Source organism: Rhizobium acaciae (assembly GCF_025941625.1).
Lineage (GTDB): Bacteria > Pseudomonadota > Alphaproteobacteria > Rhizobiales > Rhizobiaceae > Rhizobium > Rhizobium acaciae.
The window spans coordinates 1-19,583 of sequence record NZ_JAPCZO010000027.1 but is presented as its reverse complement, the minus strand read 5'-3'; the positions used below and the strand labels follow the sequence as shown (position 1 = coordinate 19,583).

Genomic DNA, 19,583 nt, shown 5'->3' with positions numbered 1-19,583 from the left:
ACCGGTTTCCATTTCGCCTGGAAATGCTCATTGGCAGGTCTCATCATGTCCGGTTCCGTCTCTCCGCTTGCTCCGAAATCCTTCGTCTCGATGCCACCGCTGCGCGGCGTGCGCATGGCGACGGCTTCCGCCGGCATCAAGTACAAGAACCGTACCGACGTGCTGATGATGGTCTTCGACCGGCCGGCGACTGTTGCGGGCGTTTTTACCCGCTCGAAGTGCCCGTCGGCGCCGGTCGATTTCTGCCGAGCCAATCTCCCCCATGGCAGTGCGCGTGCCGTCGTCGTCAACTCAGGCAATGCCAATGCTTTCACCGGCCTGAAAGGCCGCCAGGCGACCGCGCTGACGGCGAAGTCGGCTGCCGCTGCCGTCGGCTGCGCCGAAAACGAGGTCTACCTGGCCTCGACCGGCGTTATCGGCGAGCCGCTCGATGCCACCAAATTCGCAGGCGTTCTGGATCGGATGCAGGTCGAAGCGACCGGCGATTTCTGGTTCGAGGCCGCCAAGGCGATCATGACGACCGACACCTATCCGAAGGTTTCCACCCGCAGCGCCGAGATCGGCGGCGTGGCCGTGGCGATCAACGGCATCGCCAAGGGCGCCGGCATGATCGCGCCTGACATGGCGACGATGCTTTCCTTCGTCGTCACCGATGCCGACATTGCGCCTGCCGCGCTGCAGGCGCTTCTGTCCGACGGCGTCGGCCCGACCTTCAATTCCATGACCGTCGACAGCGACACTTCCACTTCCGACACACTGATGCTGTTTGCAACGGGCGCCGCTGCCGAGGACGGCCAGGCGCGCATCGAACGCGCCGACGACTCGCGCCTTGCCGCCTTCCGGGCCGCACTTAACGAAGTGCTGAAGGATCTGTCGCTGCAGGTGGTGCGGGACGGCGAGGGTGCCACCAAGATGCTCGAAATCACCGTGACGGGTGCCGAGAGCGATGCCGCCGCCAAGCGCATCGCACTGTCGATCGCCAATTCGCCGCTGGTCAAGACCGCGGCCGCCGGCGAAGACGCCAATTGGGGCCGTATCGTCATGGCCGTCGGCAAATCCGGCGAGATGGCCGACCGCGACAGGCTCGCCATCTGGTTTGGCGATATCAGGGTCGCCGTCAATGGCGAGCGTGATCCCGATTATTCCGAGGTGGCCGCCTCAGACGTCATGAAGGCGCAGGATATCCCCGTCAAAGTCGATATCGGGCTCGGCACTGGTTCGGCAACGGTCTGGACCTGCGACCTCACCAAGGAATATGTTGCGATCAATGGCGACTATCGGAGCTGATCGTTCATTGGCGCAGGCATCCATTTCCTCACACAATCTGCCGCTGGTGCGCAGGCTGGAGGCCGTCGGCTTCCGCGCCTGGCCGGCGGCATCCGTGCAATATGACGGCAGCTGGCAGGTGCGGCTGACGGCCGGTCACCCGTCCAACCGGCTGAACTCGATCGTGCCGCTCGATCCCTCGGATCATCGCGACGTCGAAATCCGCCTGGAAAAGGCGAGCCGGAAGTTCGAGGCCTATGGCCGCGCCGCCGTGGTGCGCCAGACGCCGCTTGCCTCGCCGGTGCTGATCGAACTTCTGCGCGCGCAGAACTGGACGCGCTTCGACGATACGGTGGTGATGACCTGCGACCTTGCCGAGGCAGAGCTGCCGGATACGCTCGATCACCTGCCGACCCATGATATCGGCCGTTTCGTCGACGCCAACCTCGCCGTCGACCAGGCGCCACAGAGGCTGAAGCCGGCGCTTGCCGAGATCATTTCGGCGATCAAGCCGCCATCCGGCCTGTTCATGATCGAGAACGCGGTGGACGGCCCGCTTGCGACCGTGCTCTGCGTCCAGGACAACGACCTCGCCGGCATCATGTCGCTTTCGGTCTCCGAGGCGCGGCGGCGCGAAGGGCTCGGCATCGAAATCCTGACCTCGGCGCTTCGCTGGGCGCGCATGCGCAGCGCCCGTTCGGCCTGGCTGCAGGTGAAGCTGTCCAACCGCCCGGCCATCGCACTCTATGAGCGTCTCGGTTTTCGCGACGCCTATCATTATTGCTATTGGCAGAAGGAGCCGCGATGAGCGAGGCGGGCCGGAAGATATTGCTGGTCGCCGCCTGTGCGCTGATCGATGCCGATGGGCGTATCCTGTTGGCACAGCGCCCCGAGGGAAAGTCGCTCGCCGGGCTCTGGGAGTTTCCCGGCGGCAAGGTCGAGCCGGGTGAGACGCCGGAGGAAACGCTGGTGCGCGAGCTCGAGGAAGAGCTCGGCATCCACACCAAGATCGCCTGCCTCGCGCCGCTTACTTTTGCCAGCCACTCCTACGAGACCTTCCACCTTTTGATGCCGCTTTATGTCTGCCGGCGCTATGAGGGCATTCCCCAGGGCCGCGAGGGCCAGGCGCTGAAATGGGTGCGCCCGCAGGCGCTGCGCGATTATCCGATGCCGCCGGCCGACGAGCCGCTCATCCCGATGTTGCAGGATTTACTTTAGCATCATCTGATTATTATTGTGCCACACCATTTTCGGCTGTGGATATTAATGGATCGTTTAACACCTTCTGCCAAAGATCGGCCTCAATCAAGCATCTGGCGTGCGTGTATTAAAAGGCTTGACCTCATGGACGATGATTTCTGGAAAGCTGTCCGGGAAAAGGAACGGGCCTCGTCTGCCTCGCGCAGGACGGGTGCGCTGAATATCGCCCTCCTGTTCGGCACGGCGGTAGTCGCACTGACGCTCATTCTGACGCCAATGCTTGCGGATTCCTCGAAGAAAAGCGTCTTTGCCAGTGCTCCGGCGGATTTCGATACGATCACGACGGGATCGATCCCCAAGAGTGAAAGCGGCAAGCGTTATACGATCCGCCGCAGCGTCCTCCAGGATACGCCCGGCTCGGTCTGCGTCGTCCAGGGCTACGGCGTCGGCGCCGGTTGCTGAAAAATACCGGCCGTCGCCCGATGGTCGTGGAATTGGTCGTTTGCCGTCGGTTTCGCTTAGAGGGTCGCGAAATAATGCGTATTTTGAGAGCATTTCTTGCAGATAACAGAGGTGCGACGGCAATTGAGTATGGCTTGATCGCCGCCCTCATTTGTGGCGCGCTCGTCTCCGGTCTCGGGGTCTTCACCGGCGCCTTGCAAGGCGTCTTCAACGTGATCAATAACAATATGACGGTGAATTGAAGAAGCTGCCGGCGCTTACTGTTTGAGCTTGTGTTCGTCCACCTTCAGCGCATCGGCAAGGCGCGCCTTGGCCGAACCCGGCTTGAGCGGCTTTTGCTGGCTCTCGTGGGCAGCCCATCCCGAGACATAGATGATCGAGAAGGTGGCGCGGATACGTCCGTCGGGATCAGAATAACGTTCGGCGTAGATCTCCGCTGCGCGCAGGAAGAAGGCGCGCGTCAGTGGCATCCGGGCGCGGGCTGCAAGCGGATTGCTCATGCCCATCGCTCTCAGATCCCGCATCAGCGGAAAGAGCGAATCATAGCGCACCATATAATTCTCCGCATCGATCACCGGCAACGCGAAGCCGGCGCGCTGCATGAGGCTGCCGACATCGCGCACATCGGCGAAGGGAATGACACGCGGGCTTGCGCCGCCTGTCATCTCGACCTCGGCGGTCAGCAGCACGTCGCGCAGTTCCTGCAGGGTGCCGGCGCCGGGGATCGCGGCCAGGAAAAGGCCGTCCGGCTTCAGGGCGCGGCGGATCTGGATGAAGACACCCGGCGTATCGTTGGTCAGATGCAGGCTGAGCGGCGCAAGGATGAGATTGGCCGATTGCGGTTCGAGCGGCACGTCCTCGAGCGGCGCCTCGATCAAGATCTCGTCCGGCCCGGCATAGGCCTTCTCGCTCTCGACGCGGATCATCGTGCCGATCTTGCCCGTCGCCAGTGCGGCCCGGGCGGCAGCACCGGTCGCGCCATGCAGTTCGACGGCGGTCCCGAAGGTCCGCTCGACCACGGAAAGCCTTTCGCCCATTTCCTCAGCGGCGATGTCGAGCAGAAAGGCGGCTTTCGGATCGTTGTTGGCAAGCGCGCGATGGCGATGTGCGGCGATCAGGGCTCTGTCGAAGATCGTATCCATGGCGATGTCCTTAGTCCCGCGCCGTCTGTGCGGCAAGACGATTTTCCTTTCGTGGAGAACGCGCTAGTCTCCGCGGCATGGGGCCAATCGAATTGAAAAGACCGGCAGAATTCTTGCGCACGCATCTCTTGCGGCCGTTTTCGGCGCTTGCCGATTTCTTTTATCCGCCGGCCTGTTCCGTCTGCGGCATTTCGACCGGCGGCCATCGCGGGCTCTGCGCGAAATGCTGGTCCGGCATCCGCTTCATCGAACGACCCTATTGCGAGGTGCTCGGCATTCCCTTCTCGCACGATCTCGGCGCCGGGATCCTCAGCGCTGAGGCGATCGCCAACCCACCGCCCTTCGACCGGCTGCGGTCGGCGGCGACCCACGACCACGCGGTCCGCGATCTCGTCCATGGGCTCAAATATCGCGATCGCACCGATCTGGCGCCGATGATGGCAGCCTGGATGCTGCGCGCTTCCGACGGGACGGTCGAAAGCTGCGATGCGCTGATCCCGGTGCCGCTGCACCGCAGCCGCATGCTGACGCGCAAGTTCAACCAGGCAGCCGAGCTTGCCCGCCATATGGCAAGGCTCTCGGGCAAGCCGCTGCTTGCCGCCACGCTTATGCGCGTCAAGCGCACCAGCCAGCAGGTCGGCCTTGGCGCCAAGGCACGCGAAGACAATGTCAGGGGCGCTTTTGCGATCGCCAAGGGTAGCGAAAACGACATTTTCGGCAAGCGCATCGTGCTCGTCGACGACGTCTATACAACAGGGGCAACGGTCGCTGCTGCAAGCCGGACACTGCGCAAGGCGGGTGCGGCCGACATAACCGTTTTGACCTTTGCAAGGGCTCTCTCCGAGCCTATATGACAGAAATACCCGGCATCGGTCTGGAGAGATAATGGTACCCGTCACAATCTATACACGGCAGTTCTGCGGCTATTGCACCCGCGCCAAGTCCCTTCTCGAAGAAAAGGGTGTCGAATATGTCGAGCACGACGCGACCTTTTCGCCGGATCTTCGCCAGGAGATGATCGGCAAGTCGAACGGGCGTACCACTTTTCCGCAGATCTTCATCGGCGCCGATCATGTCGGCGGTTGCGACGATCTCTTTGCGCTCGATCGGGCCGGCAAGCTCGACCCGATGCTGGTAGCCTGAGGAAGAACCGATGAGCTTCAAGGCCGCCGCCGTCCAGATGTGCTCCGGGGTCGATCCGGTGAAGAATGCCGCCGCCATGGCGCGGCTGGTGCGCGACGCCGCTGGCCAGGGCGCGACTTATGTGCAGACGCCCGAGATGACCGGCATGCTGCAGCGCGACCGTGCCGCGGCACGCGCCGTGCTTGCCGACGAGGCGCATGACATCATCGTCAAGACCGGCTCAGAGCTCGCCAGGGAATTCGGCATCCACATGCATGTCGGTTCGACGGCGATCGCCCTTGCCGACGGCAAGATCGCCAATCGCGGTTTCCTGTTCGGCCCCGACGGCAAGATCCTCAATCGCTACGACAAGATCCATATGTTCGACGTCGACCTCGACAATGGCGAGAGCTGGCGTGAAAGTGCCGCCTATACAGCCGGCTCGGAGGCCCGCGTCCTGTCGCTGCCCTTTGCCGCAATGGGCTTTGCGATCTGCTATGACGTGCGGTTTCCCGCCCTCTTCCGCGCCCAGGCGGTTGCCGGCGCCGAGGTGATGACAGTTCCTGCCGCCTTCACCAAGCAGACAGGCGAGGCGCATTGGGAGATCCTGCTCAGGGCACGCGCGATCGAGAACGGGGTCTTCGTTATCGCCGCCGCGCAGGCCGGCCGGCATGAGGATGGGCGCGAGACTTTCGGCCATTCGATGATCGTCGATCCCTGGGGCACGGTGCTGGCGTCGGCCGGCGCCGCCGGCGAGGCGGTCATCGTCGCCGAGATCGATCCCAGCGCGGTCAAAGCTGCGCATGACAAGATCCCGAACCTCAGGAATGGGCGGGAATTCTCGGTCGAGAGGATTGCGGGGGCAATCGCCGGAGGCGTCGCCGCTTGATCCGCTATTCCCTCACCTGTGACAATGCTCATGAATTCGAAGGCTGGTTTTCGGAAAGCGCCGATTTCGATCGTCAGGTCGAAACCGGTTTTCTGACCTGCCCGGTCTGTCATTCCGCCGCCATTTCCAAGCTGTTGATGGCGCCGTCGGTATCCACCGCGCGTGGGAAAGACAAGATGCAGACGCTGGCGATGGATGCCATGCGCCGCGAGGCCCTGCAAAAACTCAAGGAGGCCGTTGCGGCGGTCAAGGCCAATTCCGAGGACGTCGGCACGCAATTTCCCGAGGAAGCCCGCAAGATCCATTACGGCGAGGCGGATGCCCGCGGCATCATCGGCCAGGCGACGTTCGACGAGGCGCAGGCGCTCCTCGAAGAGGGCATCGAGATCGCGGCCATTCCCGTTTTGCCGGAAGACGTAAACTGACATGAAGTTCGGCTTGCTGCCATGATTTTGGCCTGCGTATCGCGCTGAAAATGTAGCCGGCTTATTGATGGCGGGAGCTATGCCGGTCGCTTCGCCAGCAGCATATAATTTACGTCCATATCCTTGGACAGGTTCCACTGGTTCGACAGCGGATTGAAGACGACGCCCGTGCGGTCGGTGATCTCAAGGCCGCTTGCCACCAGCGGCTTTTCCAGTTCTTCCGGGCGCACCAGCTTTTCATACTGATGTGTGCCGCGCGGCAGCCAGCGTAGAATGTTCTCGGCGGCGAAGATGGCAAGCGCTGCCGCCTTCATCGTGCGGTTGATGGTGGCAACGAAGATCAGGCCGCCGGGGCGGACCATTTTCGCGCAGGTGGTCATGAAGAATTCGACATCGGCGACGTGTTCCACCACCTCCATGTTCAAGACGATATCGAAGGTCTCGCCAGCCTCAGTGAGTTCCTCGGCGGTGACGGCGCGATAGTCGACCGAAACGCCGGAGGCCTTCGCATGGGTGGAGGCGATGCCGATATTCTTCTCGGACGGATCGGCGCCGACGACGGAAGCGCCCATGCGGGCGATAGGCTCGGACAACAGACCGCCACCGCAGCCGATATCGAGCACGCGCAGACCCTCCAACGGGCGCGCGCTTTTCGGATCGCGGCTGAAATTCTCGCAGGCCTTGTCGCGGATATAGGCGAGCCGGACGGGATTGAACTTGTGCAACGGTCTGAACTTGCCGGTCGGGCTCCACCATTCCGCCGCCATCGCCGAGAAGCGGTCCACTTCGCCCTGGTCGATCGTGCTTTTGGCGCCTTCAGTCATCGTCCACTCCTTCATTCGTGACAAGTGAAGTCGGATGATCGGGGGCATAAGTCAAGGGGCGCGGATCAGCGGACTGGCGAGCGCGGAACCGCTCGCTAATAGCTTTTGTCGCCTGCGCTTGCCTCCCCCCGCCAAACTCGCTAAGAGACGCCGCAACTTGGGGCCTTTGGGGCCTGGGCTTTTAGAGCGGTTCCGGAAGTTGGGAATCCGGCTCTCTGGCCCAAGCGGTCTGCCCCAGAGCTTTCGTGATGCCGGGTCCGGTTTTCCGCTTTCCCGGCGCCAGTCGTGGTAGAGGCATATGGCACGCATCGTAATGAAATTCGGCGGCACGTCCGTCGCTGACCTGGACCGCATCAAGAACGTCGCCCGCCACGTAAAACGCGAAGTCGATGCCGGGCACGAGGTGGCGGTAGTCGTCTCGGCCATGTCCGGCAAGACCAACGAACTGGTCGGCTGGGTCCAGGGCACGCCGAAGGTGATCGGCGCCAATTCTCCATTTTACGATGCGCGGGAATATGATGCGGTGGTCGCATCCGGCGAGCAAGTGACATCCGGGCTGCTGGCGATCGCATTGCAGGCGATGGATATCAATGCGCGTTCCTGGCAAGGATGGCAGATCCCGATCCGCACCGACAACGCACATGGCGCGGCACGGATCATGGAGATCGACGGCTCCGACATCGTCAAACGGATGGGCGAGGGGCAGGTCGCCGTCATCTCCGGCTTCCAGGGGTTGGGACCCGACAACCGGATCGCGACGCTGGGGCGCGGCGGATCGGACACGTCGGCCGTCGCAATCGCAGCAGCTGTCAAGGCGGATCGCTGCGATATCTATACCGATGTCGACGGCGTCTACACGACCGACCCGCGCATCGTGCCGAAGGCTCGCAGGCTGAAAAAGATCGCCTTCGAGGAAATGCTGGAAATGGCCTCGCTCGGCGCCAAGGTACTGCAGGTGCGCTCGGTCGAGCTTGCCATGGTACACAAGGTGCGCACCTTCGTGCGCTCATCATTCGAAGATCCCGATGCTCCGGGCATGGGCGATCTGCTGAACCCGCCCGGAACGCTGATTTGTGACGAGGATGAAATCGTGGAACAGGAAGTAGTCACCGGCATCGCCTATGCCAAGGATGAGGCTCAGATCTCGCTTCGCCGTCTTGCCGACCGGCCGGGCGTCTCCGCGGCGATCTTCGGGCCGCTCGCCGAATCCCATATCAATGTCGACATGATCGTCCAGAATATTTCCGAGGACGGGTCGAAGACCGACATGACCTTCACCGTGCCGTCAGGCGACGTCGAGAAGGCGATCAAGGTGCTCGGCGACCATAAGGAGAAGATCGGCTACGATGTCGTGCAGAACGAATCGGGGCTGGTGAAAGTATCGGTCATCGGCATCGGCATGCGCAGCCATGCGGGCGTCGCCGCTACCGCATTTCGTGCACTTGCCGAAAAAGGCATCAACATCAAGGCGATCACCACCTCCGAGATCAAGATTTCCATCCTGATCGACGGTCCCTATGCAGAACTCGCTGTCAGGACTTTGCATTCCTGCTACGGTCTGGATAAGAATTGATTCCCAGCGGGCGGCCTGCCCCTTCAGGTTGAGGAGATGAGGCCGGCCCGCCGGGACTAAGTGCGTTGTTTCGGGAGCTTGAGACGCCATGAGAGACCTTTCCGGCGGTCCGCGCGTGCTGCTCAGGCGGTTGCGCGAGTTGATGGCGGAGCCGCTGGAGCCGCAGGATCGTCTTGACCGGATCGTCCGCCAGATCGCCGGCAACATGGTGGCGGAGGTTTGCTCCGTCTATGTGCTGCGCGCCGACGGCGTCCTCGAACTCTACGCGACCGAAGGCCTCAACCGCGAGGCCGTGCATCTGGCGCAATTGAAGATGGGGCAGGGCCTGGTCGGCACCATCGCGGCCTCGGCCCAGCCGCTCAACCTTTCCGACGCGCAGTCGCATCCTGCCTTCCGCTACCTGCCGGAAACGGGCGAAGAAATCTACCATTCCTTCCTCGGCGTGCCGATCCTGAGGACCGGGCGCTCGCTTGGCGTTCTCGTCGTGCAGAACAAGGCAAGCCGCAACTATCGCGAGGAAGAGCTGGAAGCCCTCGAGACGACGGCGATGGTGCTTGCAGAGATGATCGCCACCGGCGAACTCAAGAAGATCACCAAGCCGGGCCTCGAACTCGACCTGACGCGTTCGGTCACCGTCGACGGCGATACTTATAATGACGGCATCGGCCTCGGTTACGTCGTGCTGCACGAGCCGCGCATCGTCGTCACCAACTTGCTGAACGAGGATGCCGAGAAGGAAATCCGGCGGCTGGCCGAAGCCATGGGCTCGCTCAGGATTTCGATCGACGACATGCTGTCGCGTCGCGACGTCTCGATGGAGGGAGAACACCGCGAGGTGCTCGAAACCTATCGCATGTTTGCGCATGACCAGGGCTGGGTGCGCAAGCTCGAGGAGGCGATCCGCAACGGCCTGACGGCGGAAGCAGCGGTCGAGAAAGTGCAGAGCGACACCAAGGCGCGGATGATGCGGTTGACCGATCCTTATCTGCGCGAACGCATGCATGATTTCGAGGATCTGGCGAACCGTCTGCTCAGACAATTGACGGGTTATAGCGGGCGGACGACCGCCGAAGGTTTCCCCAGCGATGCGATCATACTGGCGCGCGCCATGGGGGCGGCCGAACTGCTCGACTACCCGCGTGCCAATGTGCGCGGGCTGGTGCTGGAAGAAGGGGCGGTGACGAGCCACGTGGTGATCGTCGCGCGCGCCATGGGCATTCCGGTCATCGGCCAGGCGGCGGGCGTGGTGGCGCTTGCCGAGAATGGCGATGCGGTGATCATCGACGCCGACGAGGGACATGTGCATCTGCGGCCGATGGCCGATCACCGGCGCTCTTACGAGGAGAAAGTCCGCTTCCGCGCCCGGCGGCAGGAACAATTCCGGGCACTGCGCGCCGTCGAGCCGGTGACCAAGGACGGTCAGCGGATCTCGCTGATGATGAATGCCGGCCTGCTGGTCGACCTGCCGCAGCTTTCGGAATCGGGTGCCGAGGGCATCGGCCTGTTCCGTACCGAGCTTCAGTTCATGATCGCCTCCACCATGCCGAAGGCGGAGGAGCAGGAGCAGTTCTATCGCAATGTGATAAAGCAGGCGGCGGGCCGCACCGTCACCTTCCGTACGCTCGATATCGGCGGCGACAAGGTCGTGCCGTATTTCCGTGGTCATGAGGAAGAAAATCCCGCCCTCGGCTGGCGCGCCATCCGGTTGTCGCTCGACCGGCCGGGGCTGTTGCGCACCCAGTTGCGCGCCCTGCTGAAGGCATCGGCCGACACCGAGCTGAAGTTGATGGTGCCGATGGTGACCGAGGTTTCCGAGCTGAGGATGGTGCGGGAGCTGTTGCAGAAGGAAGTGCAGCATCTCTCGCGCTTCGGCCATGGGTTGCCGCGCAAGCTGCAATTCGGCGCGATGCTGGAGGTGCCGGCTCTGCTCTGGCAACTCGACGAACTGATGGAGGCCGTCGATTTCGTCTCGGTCGGTTCGAACGACCTCTTCCAGTTTTCGATGGCGGTCGATCGCGGCAATGCGCGGGTTTCGGATCGCTTCGATCCGCTCGGCAAGCCGTTCTTGCGCATCCTGCGCGACATCGTGCGCGGCGCGGACCGGAACAAGACGCCGGTGACACTCTGCGGCGAACTCGCCGGCAAACCGATCTCGGCGATGGCGCTGCTCGGCATCGGCTTCCGCTCGATCTCAATGTCGCCGGCCTCAATCGGACCGGTGAAGGCGATGCTGCTCGGGCTCGATGTCGGGGCGCTGACGAAGGCGATGGACGAGGTGCTGGACGATCACCACGCCATGATGCCGATGCGCGAGGTGCTTGCCCGCTTCGCCGAGAGCCACAATATTCCGCTTTAGACAGAGATTAAGAAGAATCGGAGTGAAGGGTGGCGAAGCTTCCCGTTGAAAAGATGCGCGAGCTGGAACGTCGTTTCGGGGAGATCGAGGCGCGCATGTCGGCTGGCCCGGCTGCGGATGTCTATGTGAAGCTCGCATCTGAATATTCCGAGCTGCAGCCTGTCGTGACGAAGATCCGCGCCTATGAGAAGGCGATCGCCGAGTTGGCCGATCTCGAAACGCTGCTCGAGGACAGGTCGGTCGACCGCGAGATGCGCGACCTCGCCGAGCTGGAACTGCCCGAGGTGAAGGAGCAGATCGAGGCGCTCGAGCAGGAGATGCAGATCCTGCTTCTGCCGAAAGACGCAGCCGACGAAAAGAGCGCGATCCTCGAAATTCGCGCCGGTACGGGCGGTTCGGAAGCCGCCCTTTTCGCCGGCGATCTCTTTCGCATGTACGAGCGCTTTGCGGCGGAAAAGGGCTGGAAGGTGGAGGTGCTCTCGGCAAGCGAGGGGGAAGCCGGCGGCTACAAGGAAATCATCGCGACGATCACCGGCAGGGGTGTCTTTGCCAAGCTGAAATTCGAATCCGGCGTGCATCGGGTGCAACGCGTGCCGGAAACCGAGGCGGGTGGGCGTATCCATACGTCGGCCGCAACGGTTGCGGTGCTGCCGGAGGCCGAGGAGATCGACATCGAGATCCGGGCTGAAGACATCCGCATCGACACGATGCGCTCTTCGGGTGCGGGCGGCCAGCACGTCAATACGACGGACTCGGCGGTGCGCATCACCCACCTGCCGAGCGGCATTGTCGTCACCAGTTCGGAAAAATCGCAACACCAAAATCGCGCCAAGGCGATGCAGGTACTGCGCTCCAGGCTCTACGATGCCGAGCGGCAGAGAGCCGACAGCGAGCGCTCTGCCGATCGCAAGAGCCAGGTCGGCTCCGGCGACCGCTCGGAACGTATCCGCACCTATAATTTCCCGCAGGGGCGGGTAACGGACCATCGCATCAATCTGACGCTCTATAAGCTCGACCGGATGATGGAAGGCGAGATCGAGGAGGTCGTCGACGCACTGATGGCCGATTACCAGGCCAGCCAGCTGGCGCAGCTCGGCGAGCAACAATGAGCTCGACGGTCGCCGATATGCTTGCCGATGCGCGCCGCCGCTTCACCGAAGCAGGTATCGTCGACCCGGCGACCGATGCGCGGCTGCTTGTCGCCGGCCTTCTGAAACTGTCGCCGACCGAGCTGTTGACGCGATCGGCCGAGAGGCTTTCTGCTGAGCAGGCCGAAGTAATTTTCAAAGCGCTGGAGCGGCGGCTTGGTCATGAGCCGGTGCATCGCATTCTCGGCGAGCGGGAATTCTATGGCCTGCCGCTTCGGCTCTCGGTGGAAACGCTGGAGCCGCGGCCGGATACGGAAATCCTGGTCGATACGGTTCTCGTCTATCTCAAAGACCTTGCAAAGGCGCAAAGCCGTCTCCATATCCTTGACATGGGAACCGGGACCGGGGCGATATGCCTTGCGCTTTTGAGCGAATGTCCTGATGCGTCAGGTGTCGGCAGCGACATATCGGCGGATGCACTTTTGACGGCAAGATCGAATGCAGAAAGAAACGGGTTGCAGGATCGTTTTGAGGCCGTACAGTCAAGTTGGTTCGAGGACATCCAGGGATCCTTTCACGCGATTGTCTCAAATCCGCCCTATATTGCTTCCAATGTCATTCACGATCTCGCTCCCGAAGTGACGAAATTTGATCCGGCTGCGGCGCTGGATGGCGGCTCGGATGGGCTTGACGCTTACAAAGCCATCGCCAAGGATGCGGCAAGGTTCATCAGGCCCGATGGGGTCGTCGGACTGGAGATCGGCTACGATCAGCGAAACGACGTGACGGCGATCTTTGAAGCGAAAGGCTTCAGGTGCCTCAAATCCGTGAAAGATTACGGTCAGAACGACAGGGTGCTCGTGTTCGCGCTCGCGTGAAAGACGATAATGCGGCATTGGACGAGACATTATTGTTATTACGAAGAAAAGGCTTGGATTTCCCGGTGAAGCAATATAGGTTGCGGTCACGTGTTGGGCAGATAGGAATGAACGAGATTCGTTCGGTACTTGGTTTGCCTCGGGGGTCCGCTCTTTTAAACGAGAGTTTCAACGGTTGAACACGACCCAATGCGTGAATCAGTCAAACTGACTTGAGAACCAAGCGGCAGGTCGGCGCAAAGGCGCAGTATGCTCGCGGCACAAAGGTCCTGATCCGGTTTTCCGGTCATGGCGGTTGGTGCCATGTATCCATCACAAACAGAGAATTCAGGTGAACGATCTATGAGGCCAGGACAGCAGAACAAGCGCGGTCGAGGGCGTGGTAACAATAATAACGGCGGCGGTGGCGGCGGTGGAAATAACAATAACAACAATTTCAACCGCAAGGGCGGCAATCCGCTAACCCGGAGCTATGACAGCTCCGGCCCCGATGTGAAGATTCGCGGTACCGCGCAGCATATCGCCGAAAAATACGCGCAGCTCGCCCGCGACGCCCAAAGCTCCGGCGACCGCGTGATGGCCGAGAACTATCTCCAGCACGCCGAACATTATAATCGTATCATTGCCAGCGCCCAGGCGCAGATGCAGGAACGATTCCAGCGCGACGACCGCGGCGAGTACAATGATCGCGACGGTGCGGACCGCGACGGCGAGGATATGGACAACAATGAAAATGAGAATGACAATGACGGCGACGATGTCGTTATCGTCCAGCCGCCGCAGAGCAGGCCGCACCAGCCGCAGCAGAACAGACAGCACCAGCCGCAGGCACAGCCGAAGCCGGTAGCCGCTCAGGCGCCTGCACCGGCACCCCAGGCCGAAGTCATCGATGGAACCGGCCCGCAGCCGGAGATCGAAGGCATTCCGGCCGAAGTCGCGATGGACGAGGAAGGTGCCGGCGGCCAGCCGCGCGAACGCCAGCCCCGCCGCCGCAGCACCGGCAGCCGGCCCCGTCGCCCGCGTCGCGGCGCTGAGGGCGAAGAAGCAGCCGCTGAAGGCGAGGGCGCCTCTGCCGAGGCGCCGGTGCTGGCTGACGTCGCCTCGGAATGAGGATTTCGCTTTCCCTTCAGGGGAGAGCGTGACGTTCATTCCATCTACTCGAATTAGCTTGAAAATCCCCGGCCTTGTGCCGGGGATTTTCATTTTATGGGCTCTTTAATCTCACAGAACAGGCTACCATATTCTCTTCGAACTGCTTCGCCCGAATCCAAGCCGGGCAAAGCGCGACCTGCCTTTTCAGGGGGTCGATCTCAATCATCGGTCTGCGCCTCGTCAGGGCAGGGCGATCCATGGAGGTAGAATATGAATATCGAGAAATATTCGGAGCGGGTGCGCGGTTTCATCCAGTCCGCCCAGACCTATGCGCTGGCACAAGGTCACCAGCAATTTACGCCGGAACATGTGCTGAAAGTCTTGCTCGACGACGATCAGGGCATGGCGGCGTCGCTGATCGAGCGCGCCGGCGGCGATGCCAAGGCCGCCCGCCTGGCCAATGACGCGGCTCTCGCCAAATTGCCGAAGATCTCCGGCGGCAACGGCAACATCTATCTGGCACAACCGCTCGCCAAGGTGCTTTCGACCGCCGAAGAAGCGGCGAAGAAGGCCGGCGACAGCTTTGTCACGGTGGAACGCCTGCTCCAGGCGCTGGCGATCGAATCCTCGGCCTCGACCTTTTCGACGCTGAAGAACGCAGGCGTGACGGCCCAGGGCCTCAACCAGGTCATCAATGACATCCGCAAGGGCCGGACGGCGGATTCCTCCAATGCCGAGCAGGGTTTCGACTCGCTGAAGAAGTTCGCACGCGATCTTACCGCCGAAGCCCGCGACGGCAAGCTCGACCCGGTGATCGGCCGCGACGACGAAATCCGCCGCACGATCCAGGTGCTTTCGCGCCGGACGAAGAACAATCCTGTGCTGATCGGCGAACCCGGCGTCGGCAAGACGGCGATCGTCGAGGGCCTGGCGCTGCGCATCGTCAACGGTGACGTGCCGGAATCGCTCAAGGACAAGAAGCTGATGGCGCTCGACATGGGCGCGCTGATTGCCGGTGCGAAATATCGCGGCGAATTCGAGGAGCGGTTGAAGGCCGTGCTCAACGAGGTCCAGGCGGAAAACGGCGAGATCATCCTGTTCATCGACGAGATGCATACGCTGGTCGGCGCCGGCAAGGCGGATGGGGCAATGGATGCCTCGAACCTCCTGAAGCCGGCTCTTGCCCGCGGTGAGCTGCATTGCGTCGGCGCGACCACGCTCGACGAATACCGCAAACATGTCGAGAAGGATCCGGCCCTTGCCCGCCGCTTCCAGCCCGTCGTCGTCGACGAACCGACGGTCGAAGACACGATCTCGATCCTGCGCGGCCTGAAGGAAAAATACGAGCAGCATCACAAGGTGCGCATCGCCGATGCGGCGCTGGTGGCCGCGGCGACACTTTCCAACCGCTATATCACCGACCGTTTCCTGCCCGACAAGGCCATCGACCTGATGGACGAGGCGGCAGCGCGGTTGCGCATGCAGGTGGATTCCAAGCCGGAAGAGCTCGACGAACTCGACCGCCGCATCATGCAGCTGAAGATCGAGCGCGAAGCGCTGAAAAAGGAAACGGACGTCGCGTCCGCCGACCGTCTGAGGCGACTTGAAACCGAAGTGACCGATCTCGAGGAGCAGGCCGATGCGCTGACTGCCCGCTGGCAGGCGGAAAAGCAGAAGCTTGGCCTTGCCGCCGATCTCAAGAAGCAGCTCGACGATGCCCGCAACGAACTGGCGATCGCGCAGCGCAAAGGCGAATTCCAGCGTGCCGGCGAGCTGACCTACGGTGTCATTCCGGATCTCGAAAAGCAGCTCGTCGATGCTGAGAAGCAGGATGGCGACCGCGGCGCGATGGTGCAGGAGGTGGTCATCCCCGACAACATCGCCCATGTCGTGTCCCGCTGGACCGGCATTCCGGTCGACAGGATGCTGGAGGGCGAACGCGACAAGCTGCTTCGGATGGAAGACGAACTGGCGAAATCGGTGATCGGCCAGGGCGATGCGGTGCAGGCCGTGTCGCGCGCCGTCCGCCGCGCGCGTGCCGGCCTGCAGGATCCGAACCGGCCGATCGGCTCGTTCATCTTCCTCGGCCCGACCGGCGTCGGCAAGACGGAACTCACCAAGGCGCTCGCCCGCTTCCTCTTCGACGACGAAACGGCGATGGTGCGCATGGATATGTCGGAATATATGGAGAAGCACTCCGTTGCCCGGCTGATCGGTGCGCCTCCCGGCTATGTCGGTTATGATGAAGGCGGAGCGCTGACGGAGGCGGTGCGCCGCCGGCCCTATCAGGTCGTGCTGTTCGACGAGATCGAAAAGGCGCATCCCGACGTCTTCAATATCCTGCTGCAGGTGCTGGACGACGGGCGTCTGACGGACGGCCAGGGCCGGACGGTCGATTTCCGCAACACGATGATCATCATGACCTCGAATCTCGGCGCCGAATATCTGACGCAGCTGAGGGACGGCGACGACAGCGACACGGTTCGCGAGCAGGTGATGGAGGTCGTGCGCGGACATTTCCGGCCGGAATTCCTGAACCGCATCGACGAGATCATCCTCTTCCATCGCCTGAAGCGCGAGGAGATGGGGGCGATCGTCGATATCCAGCTGAAGCGGCTGGTGGCTCTGCTGTCCGAGCGCAAGATCGTCATCGATCTCGACGAGGAAGCCCGCCACTGGCTGGCGAACAAGGGTTACGATCCGGTCTACGGCGCAAGGCCGCTGAAGCGGGTGATCCAGAAGTTCGTGCAGGATCCGCTGGCCGAGCAAATCCTGTCCGGCCAGGTGCCGGACGGATCGACGGTGACGGTGACGAATGGTTCGGACCGGCTGCAGTTCACGACGAGGCAGACGGTGAGCGAAGCGGCGTAAGCCGGTTTATCGGATGAATGAGAAATGGCGGCTTCGGCCGCCATTTTTCGTTAGGAGGGGGTAATGACCGGCGGGTCATCAGCTTGTCGGTTTAATGGAAATTACTTGCTCGCCACCTGGTCCGGCGTCTGGTTGTTCAGCAGCGTATCGATGCGCTTGCGCTCGTCCTCGAATTTCGCCAGCACCTCGCCCTGCAGCGATTTGCCACCCGGCAGGCGAATGCGCAGCGGATCGACCTTGGTGCCGTTGACGATCAGCTCGTAATGCAAGTGCGGTCCGGTGGATTCGCCCGTCGTGCCGACCCAGCCGATCACCTGGCCCTGGCGGATCTTGGCACCGGGGACGACGCCCTTGGCAATGGCGCTCTGGTGATTGTAGGAGGATTCATAGCCGTTGGCATGGCGCACGATCGTCTGGTTGCCATAACCACCGGAATCCCAGCCGGCTTTTTCGACCGTGCCATTGCCGGCGGCGATGATCGCCGTGCCGCGGGGTGCAGCCCAATCGACGCCGGTGTGCATGCGGGCAAAACCGAGGATCGGGTGGCGGCGCATGCCGAAGCCCGATTTGAAGATGCCGTTCGGCACCGGGTTGCGCAGCAGGAACTGGCGGATGCTCTTGCCGTTTTCGTCGAAATAATCGACCGTGCCGTCGTCGGAGTCCTGGAAGCGGTAGAAGCGCGTCTGCGTGTCGCCGAAACGGGCGTTGACATAGAGCAGTTCGGAATCCTCGGTCGCCTGGCCGCCGCTGTCGGCGACGGAGAAGAAGGCCTCGAGACTGTCGGTCGGCCTCAGCTGCGCCTGGAAATCGACATTGCTGGCGAGCAGCTTGATGATCAGCGCCGTCATATCCTTGGTCATGCCGTAGGAAAGGGCAGCACGATAGATGCCGTCATAGACGCGCGGCAGATTCTGGCCGGGGGGCGGTGCGAAGGAATTGTCATCGAAGGCGGTGGCGATAGCATCCAGCATCGGCGGCTCGCTGCCGGGCACATATCTGCCCTTGTCGTCGACGGCCACGGTGACGAGATGGCGCGTGCCGCGATAGACGCTGGCTCGGATGATCTTTGCCTGTTCGCCCTTCTGAATGATACCGATGCGCAGCACGTCGCCCTTGTCGAGATCACCAGAACCCAGTTGCTGCGCGATATAGCCGGCAATGCCATCGGCATATTGCTGCGGATAGCCTGAATCCGTCAGCGCCTTGGCGATCGGCGTGTCCACGCGCACCGGCAGGATGTCGTCGGCGAATTCTTCGGTCTGCGGCGTGATCGATTCCGATGCGGAGACCGTCATGTTCTGTTCGAGCACGCGTGCGGACAGACCGGCGGTCAGATCGACATCGGCATCCTCGTTGGAGAAACGACGCGGATCGACGTAATAAAGGGCTGCGAGCTGCGTGTTGCCGTCGGTCAGCACCGAGCCGTTGGAGCGCACGTTCTCTTCGACCTCCTCGAGCGACAGGCCGGATGCCATCTGCATGCTGGTCTTGCCGGTCGGGAAGGGAATGGTCTTCAGGCTGACTTCGGACTCGACGTCGGAGCCGTAAAGCGCGCCTGTGCGGCTTTGCGGCGCGGGCTGCGGCTCGTCGGCGGAAAAGATCGCCAGGGGATCGAAGTCGGGATAGTCCTCCGTCGCCACATGGTTGGCGGCCAGCGTCATCTTCACATGCGCGAAGGGCTGGCGGCGCACGACTTCCTTTTCGCCGTCGTGGACGACGGTCGAAACTTCCATGATGGCACGGTCGGACGGTTTTGCGGCGATGGCGGGCGCGATCAGCCGGCCACCGCGGACCACTGTCGTATCCTCATGCGCGTCTGCCGCAACACTTGCATAGGCTTCGGCGGGGATCGCCAATTGCTGGCGGCCGTCGAGGGCGGCAAAAAGGGCGACACCCATCAGGACGGACGATGTAATGCCGGTGAGGAACGTGCCCGAGAGCCAGCGCAAGGAAACTTCGCGCCGGTCGGGCGCGCGTCTGCCGTCGGCCAGAAGCGGAGGCTCGTTGCCCAACGAGCGGATCATCATTTTCTCCGTCATCATGGCAGTCGGATCCGCGTCCTTACATCAGGCGTCTGTGGGAGCATGTATCGGCCATCCTGGCTGGGGCGAAAGATGTGCATATTTTGGGCATGGAAGTCAAATCACTCAGGAAAAGGCAGTCTGCCTGCATTTGCCTGTGTGAATCATGTGTCTCTTAAGACCAGCAGATTGTGATGATGTCGGGGCGCAGGAGACAAAACAGCATTCTTTCCACGAAAAGTCGAAAGACGTTCATCTTTCCTGGCCGTGCAAGGCCGGTCGGAATCCGGGAAACGAACGCATTTGCGTGCTGTCTGAAATTTTTCCTGTAAAAACAATAACTTGAAAGAAAAATCAAATTTTTCGAAAAGCGC

At 62.0% G+C, this 19,583-nt stretch carries 19 protein-coding genes; 15 read left to right on the top strand and 4 right to left on the bottom strand.

All coding sequences use genetic code 11. The annotated features are described in order from the left end of the window. The first annotated feature begins 45 nt into the window (after window positions 1-45). The 5 genes from argJ (at window position 46) to OLZ32_RS32025 (ending at window position 3,170) form a co-directional block, all read left to right on the top strand. Window positions 46-1,287 carry a bifunctional glutamate N-acetyltransferase/amino-acid acetyltransferase ArgJ gene (gene argJ, locus OLZ32_RS32045; RefSeq protein WP_264424407.1) on the top strand — a complete coding sequence of 414 codons (1,242 nt, stop codon included), beginning with the start codon at window positions 46-48 and terminating at the stop codon, window positions 1,285-1,287. Beyond that, on the top strand, window positions 1,268-2,074 hold the full coding sequence (locus OLZ32_RS32040; protein WP_017989536.1) for a GNAT family N-acetyltransferase: 807 nt from the start codon (window positions 1,268-1,270) through the stop codon (window positions 2,072-2,074). Before argJ ends, OLZ32_RS32040 begins: the two co-directional genes overlap by 20 nt. Continuing rightward, on the top strand, window positions 2,071-2,484 hold the full coding sequence (gene mutT / locus OLZ32_RS32035; protein ID WP_003543247.1) for an 8-oxo-dGTP diphosphatase MutT: 414 nt from the start codon (window positions 2,071-2,073) through the stop codon (window positions 2,482-2,484). The genes OLZ32_RS32040 and mutT overlap by 4 nt, the downstream gene beginning before the upstream one ends. Before the next feature lie 126 nt (window positions 2,485-2,610). Further along, a complete protein-coding gene (locus tag OLZ32_RS32030) occupies window positions 2,611-2,928 on the top strand; it encodes a hypothetical protein (protein WP_003543245.1) in 318 nt (105 codons plus the stop codon). Between the two features lie 74 nt (window positions 2,929-3,002). After that, on the top strand, window positions 3,003-3,170 hold the full coding sequence (locus OLZ32_RS32025) for a Flp family type IVb pilin (protein WP_003543242.1): 168 nt from the start codon (window positions 3,003-3,005) through the stop codon (window positions 3,168-3,170). A gap of 15 nt (window positions 3,171-3,185) precedes the next feature. On the opposite strand, the gene OLZ32_RS32020 is transcribed toward OLZ32_RS32025, so the two are convergent. Continuing rightward, window positions 3,186-4,070, bottom strand: coding sequence for a class I SAM-dependent methyltransferase (locus tag OLZ32_RS32020; protein ID WP_264399892.1), 885 nt, complete (start codon window positions 4,068-4,070; stop codon window positions 3,186-3,188). A 77-nt stretch (window positions 4,071-4,147) separates the two neighbouring features. Between OLZ32_RS32020 and OLZ32_RS32015 the strand changes: the two genes are divergently transcribed. Genes OLZ32_RS32015 through OLZ32_RS32000 form a run of 4 tightly spaced genes read left to right on the top strand, consistent with a single transcriptional unit; the run spans window position 4,148 to window position 6,506 of the window. Beyond that, window positions 4,148-4,924, top strand: a complete 777-nt coding sequence (locus OLZ32_RS32015; RefSeq protein WP_017989534.1) for a ComF family protein — start codon at window positions 4,148-4,150, stop codon at window positions 4,922-4,924. A 31-nt stretch (window positions 4,925-4,955) separates the two neighbouring features. Next, window positions 4,956-5,213 (top strand): glutaredoxin 3, encoded by a 258-nt coding sequence (gene grxC, locus OLZ32_RS32010; protein WP_003543236.1) that lies wholly within the window; start codon window positions 4,956-4,958, stop codon window positions 5,211-5,213. 10 nt (window positions 5,214-5,223) lie between these two features. Then, a complete protein-coding gene (locus tag OLZ32_RS32005; RefSeq protein ID WP_003543234.1) occupies window positions 5,224-6,081 on the top strand; it encodes a carbon-nitrogen hydrolase family protein in 858 nt (285 codons plus the stop codon). Further along, entirely contained in the window at window positions 6,078-6,506 is a 429-nt protein-coding gene (locus OLZ32_RS32000) for a DUF1178 family protein (RefSeq protein ID WP_003543232.1), read from the top strand. Before OLZ32_RS32005 ends, OLZ32_RS32000 begins: the two co-directional genes overlap by 4 nt. A gap of 77 nt (window positions 6,507-6,583) precedes the next feature. Here OLZ32_RS32000 and ubiG read toward each other — a convergent pair whose 3' ends face one another. Further along, window positions 6,584-7,330, bottom strand: a complete 747-nt coding sequence (ubiG, locus tag OLZ32_RS31995; RefSeq protein WP_264399894.1) for a bifunctional 2-polyprenyl-6-hydroxyphenol methylase/3-demethylubiquinol 3-O-methyltransferase UbiG — start codon at window positions 7,328-7,330, stop codon at window positions 6,584-6,586. Window positions 7,331-7,628: 298 nt separating this feature from the next. On the opposite strand from ubiG, the gene OLZ32_RS31990 reads away from it, so the two are divergent. The 6 genes from OLZ32_RS31990 to clpB all read left to right on the top strand — a co-directional run bounded on the left by OLZ32_RS31990 (window position 7,629) and on the right by clpB (window position 17,188). Next, the gene (locus tag OLZ32_RS31990; RefSeq protein ID WP_011653679.1) at window positions 7,629-8,903 is read left to right on the top strand and encodes an aspartate kinase; all 1,275 of its coding nucleotides are present in this window, start codon (window positions 7,629-7,631) and stop codon (window positions 8,901-8,903) included. A gap of 88 nt (window positions 8,904-8,991) precedes the next feature. Next, a complete protein-coding gene (gene ptsP, locus OLZ32_RS31985) occupies window positions 8,992-11,259 on the top strand; it encodes a phosphoenolpyruvate--protein phosphotransferase (protein WP_003543224.1) in 2,268 nt (755 codons plus the stop codon). 29 nt (window positions 11,260-11,288) lie between these two features. Next, window positions 11,289-12,368 carry a peptide chain release factor 1 gene (prfA, locus tag OLZ32_RS31980; protein ID WP_003543222.1) on the top strand — a complete coding sequence of 360 codons (1,080 nt, stop codon included), beginning with the start codon at window positions 11,289-11,291 and terminating at the stop codon, window positions 12,366-12,368. After that, window positions 12,365-13,225: a peptide chain release factor N(5)-glutamine methyltransferase gene (gene prmC / locus OLZ32_RS31975; RefSeq protein WP_003543221.1), complete on the top strand. Its 861-nt coding sequence runs from the start codon at window positions 12,365-12,367 to the stop codon at window positions 13,223-13,225. Before prfA ends, prmC begins: the two co-directional genes overlap by 4 nt. 342 nt (window positions 13,226-13,567) lie before the next feature. Then, entirely contained in the window at window positions 13,568-14,335 is a 768-nt protein-coding gene (locus OLZ32_RS31970; protein WP_003543218.1) for a DUF4167 domain-containing protein, read from the top strand. A 252-nt stretch (window positions 14,336-14,587) separates the two neighbouring features. Beyond that, complete coding sequence (gene clpB, locus OLZ32_RS31965; protein ID WP_003543215.1) at window positions 14,588-17,188, top strand: ATP-dependent chaperone ClpB; 2,601 nt, start codon at window positions 14,588-14,590, stop codon at window positions 17,186-17,188. A gap of 101 nt (window positions 17,189-17,289) precedes the next feature. Here clpB and OLZ32_RS31960 read toward each other — a convergent pair whose 3' ends face one another. Together OLZ32_RS31960 and OLZ32_RS31955 are read right to left on the bottom strand one after the other, a co-directional pair. Further along, the gene (locus OLZ32_RS31960; protein ID WP_011653673.1) at window positions 17,290-19,230 is read right to left on the bottom strand and encodes a M23 family metallopeptidase; all 1,941 of its coding nucleotides are present in this window, start codon (window positions 19,228-19,230) and stop codon (window positions 17,290-17,292) included. 143 nt (window positions 19,231-19,373) lie between these two features. Then, on the bottom strand, window positions 19,374-19,583 hold a 210-nt coding region (locus OLZ32_RS31955), incomplete at its 5' end, for a hypothetical protein (protein ID WP_264424349.1).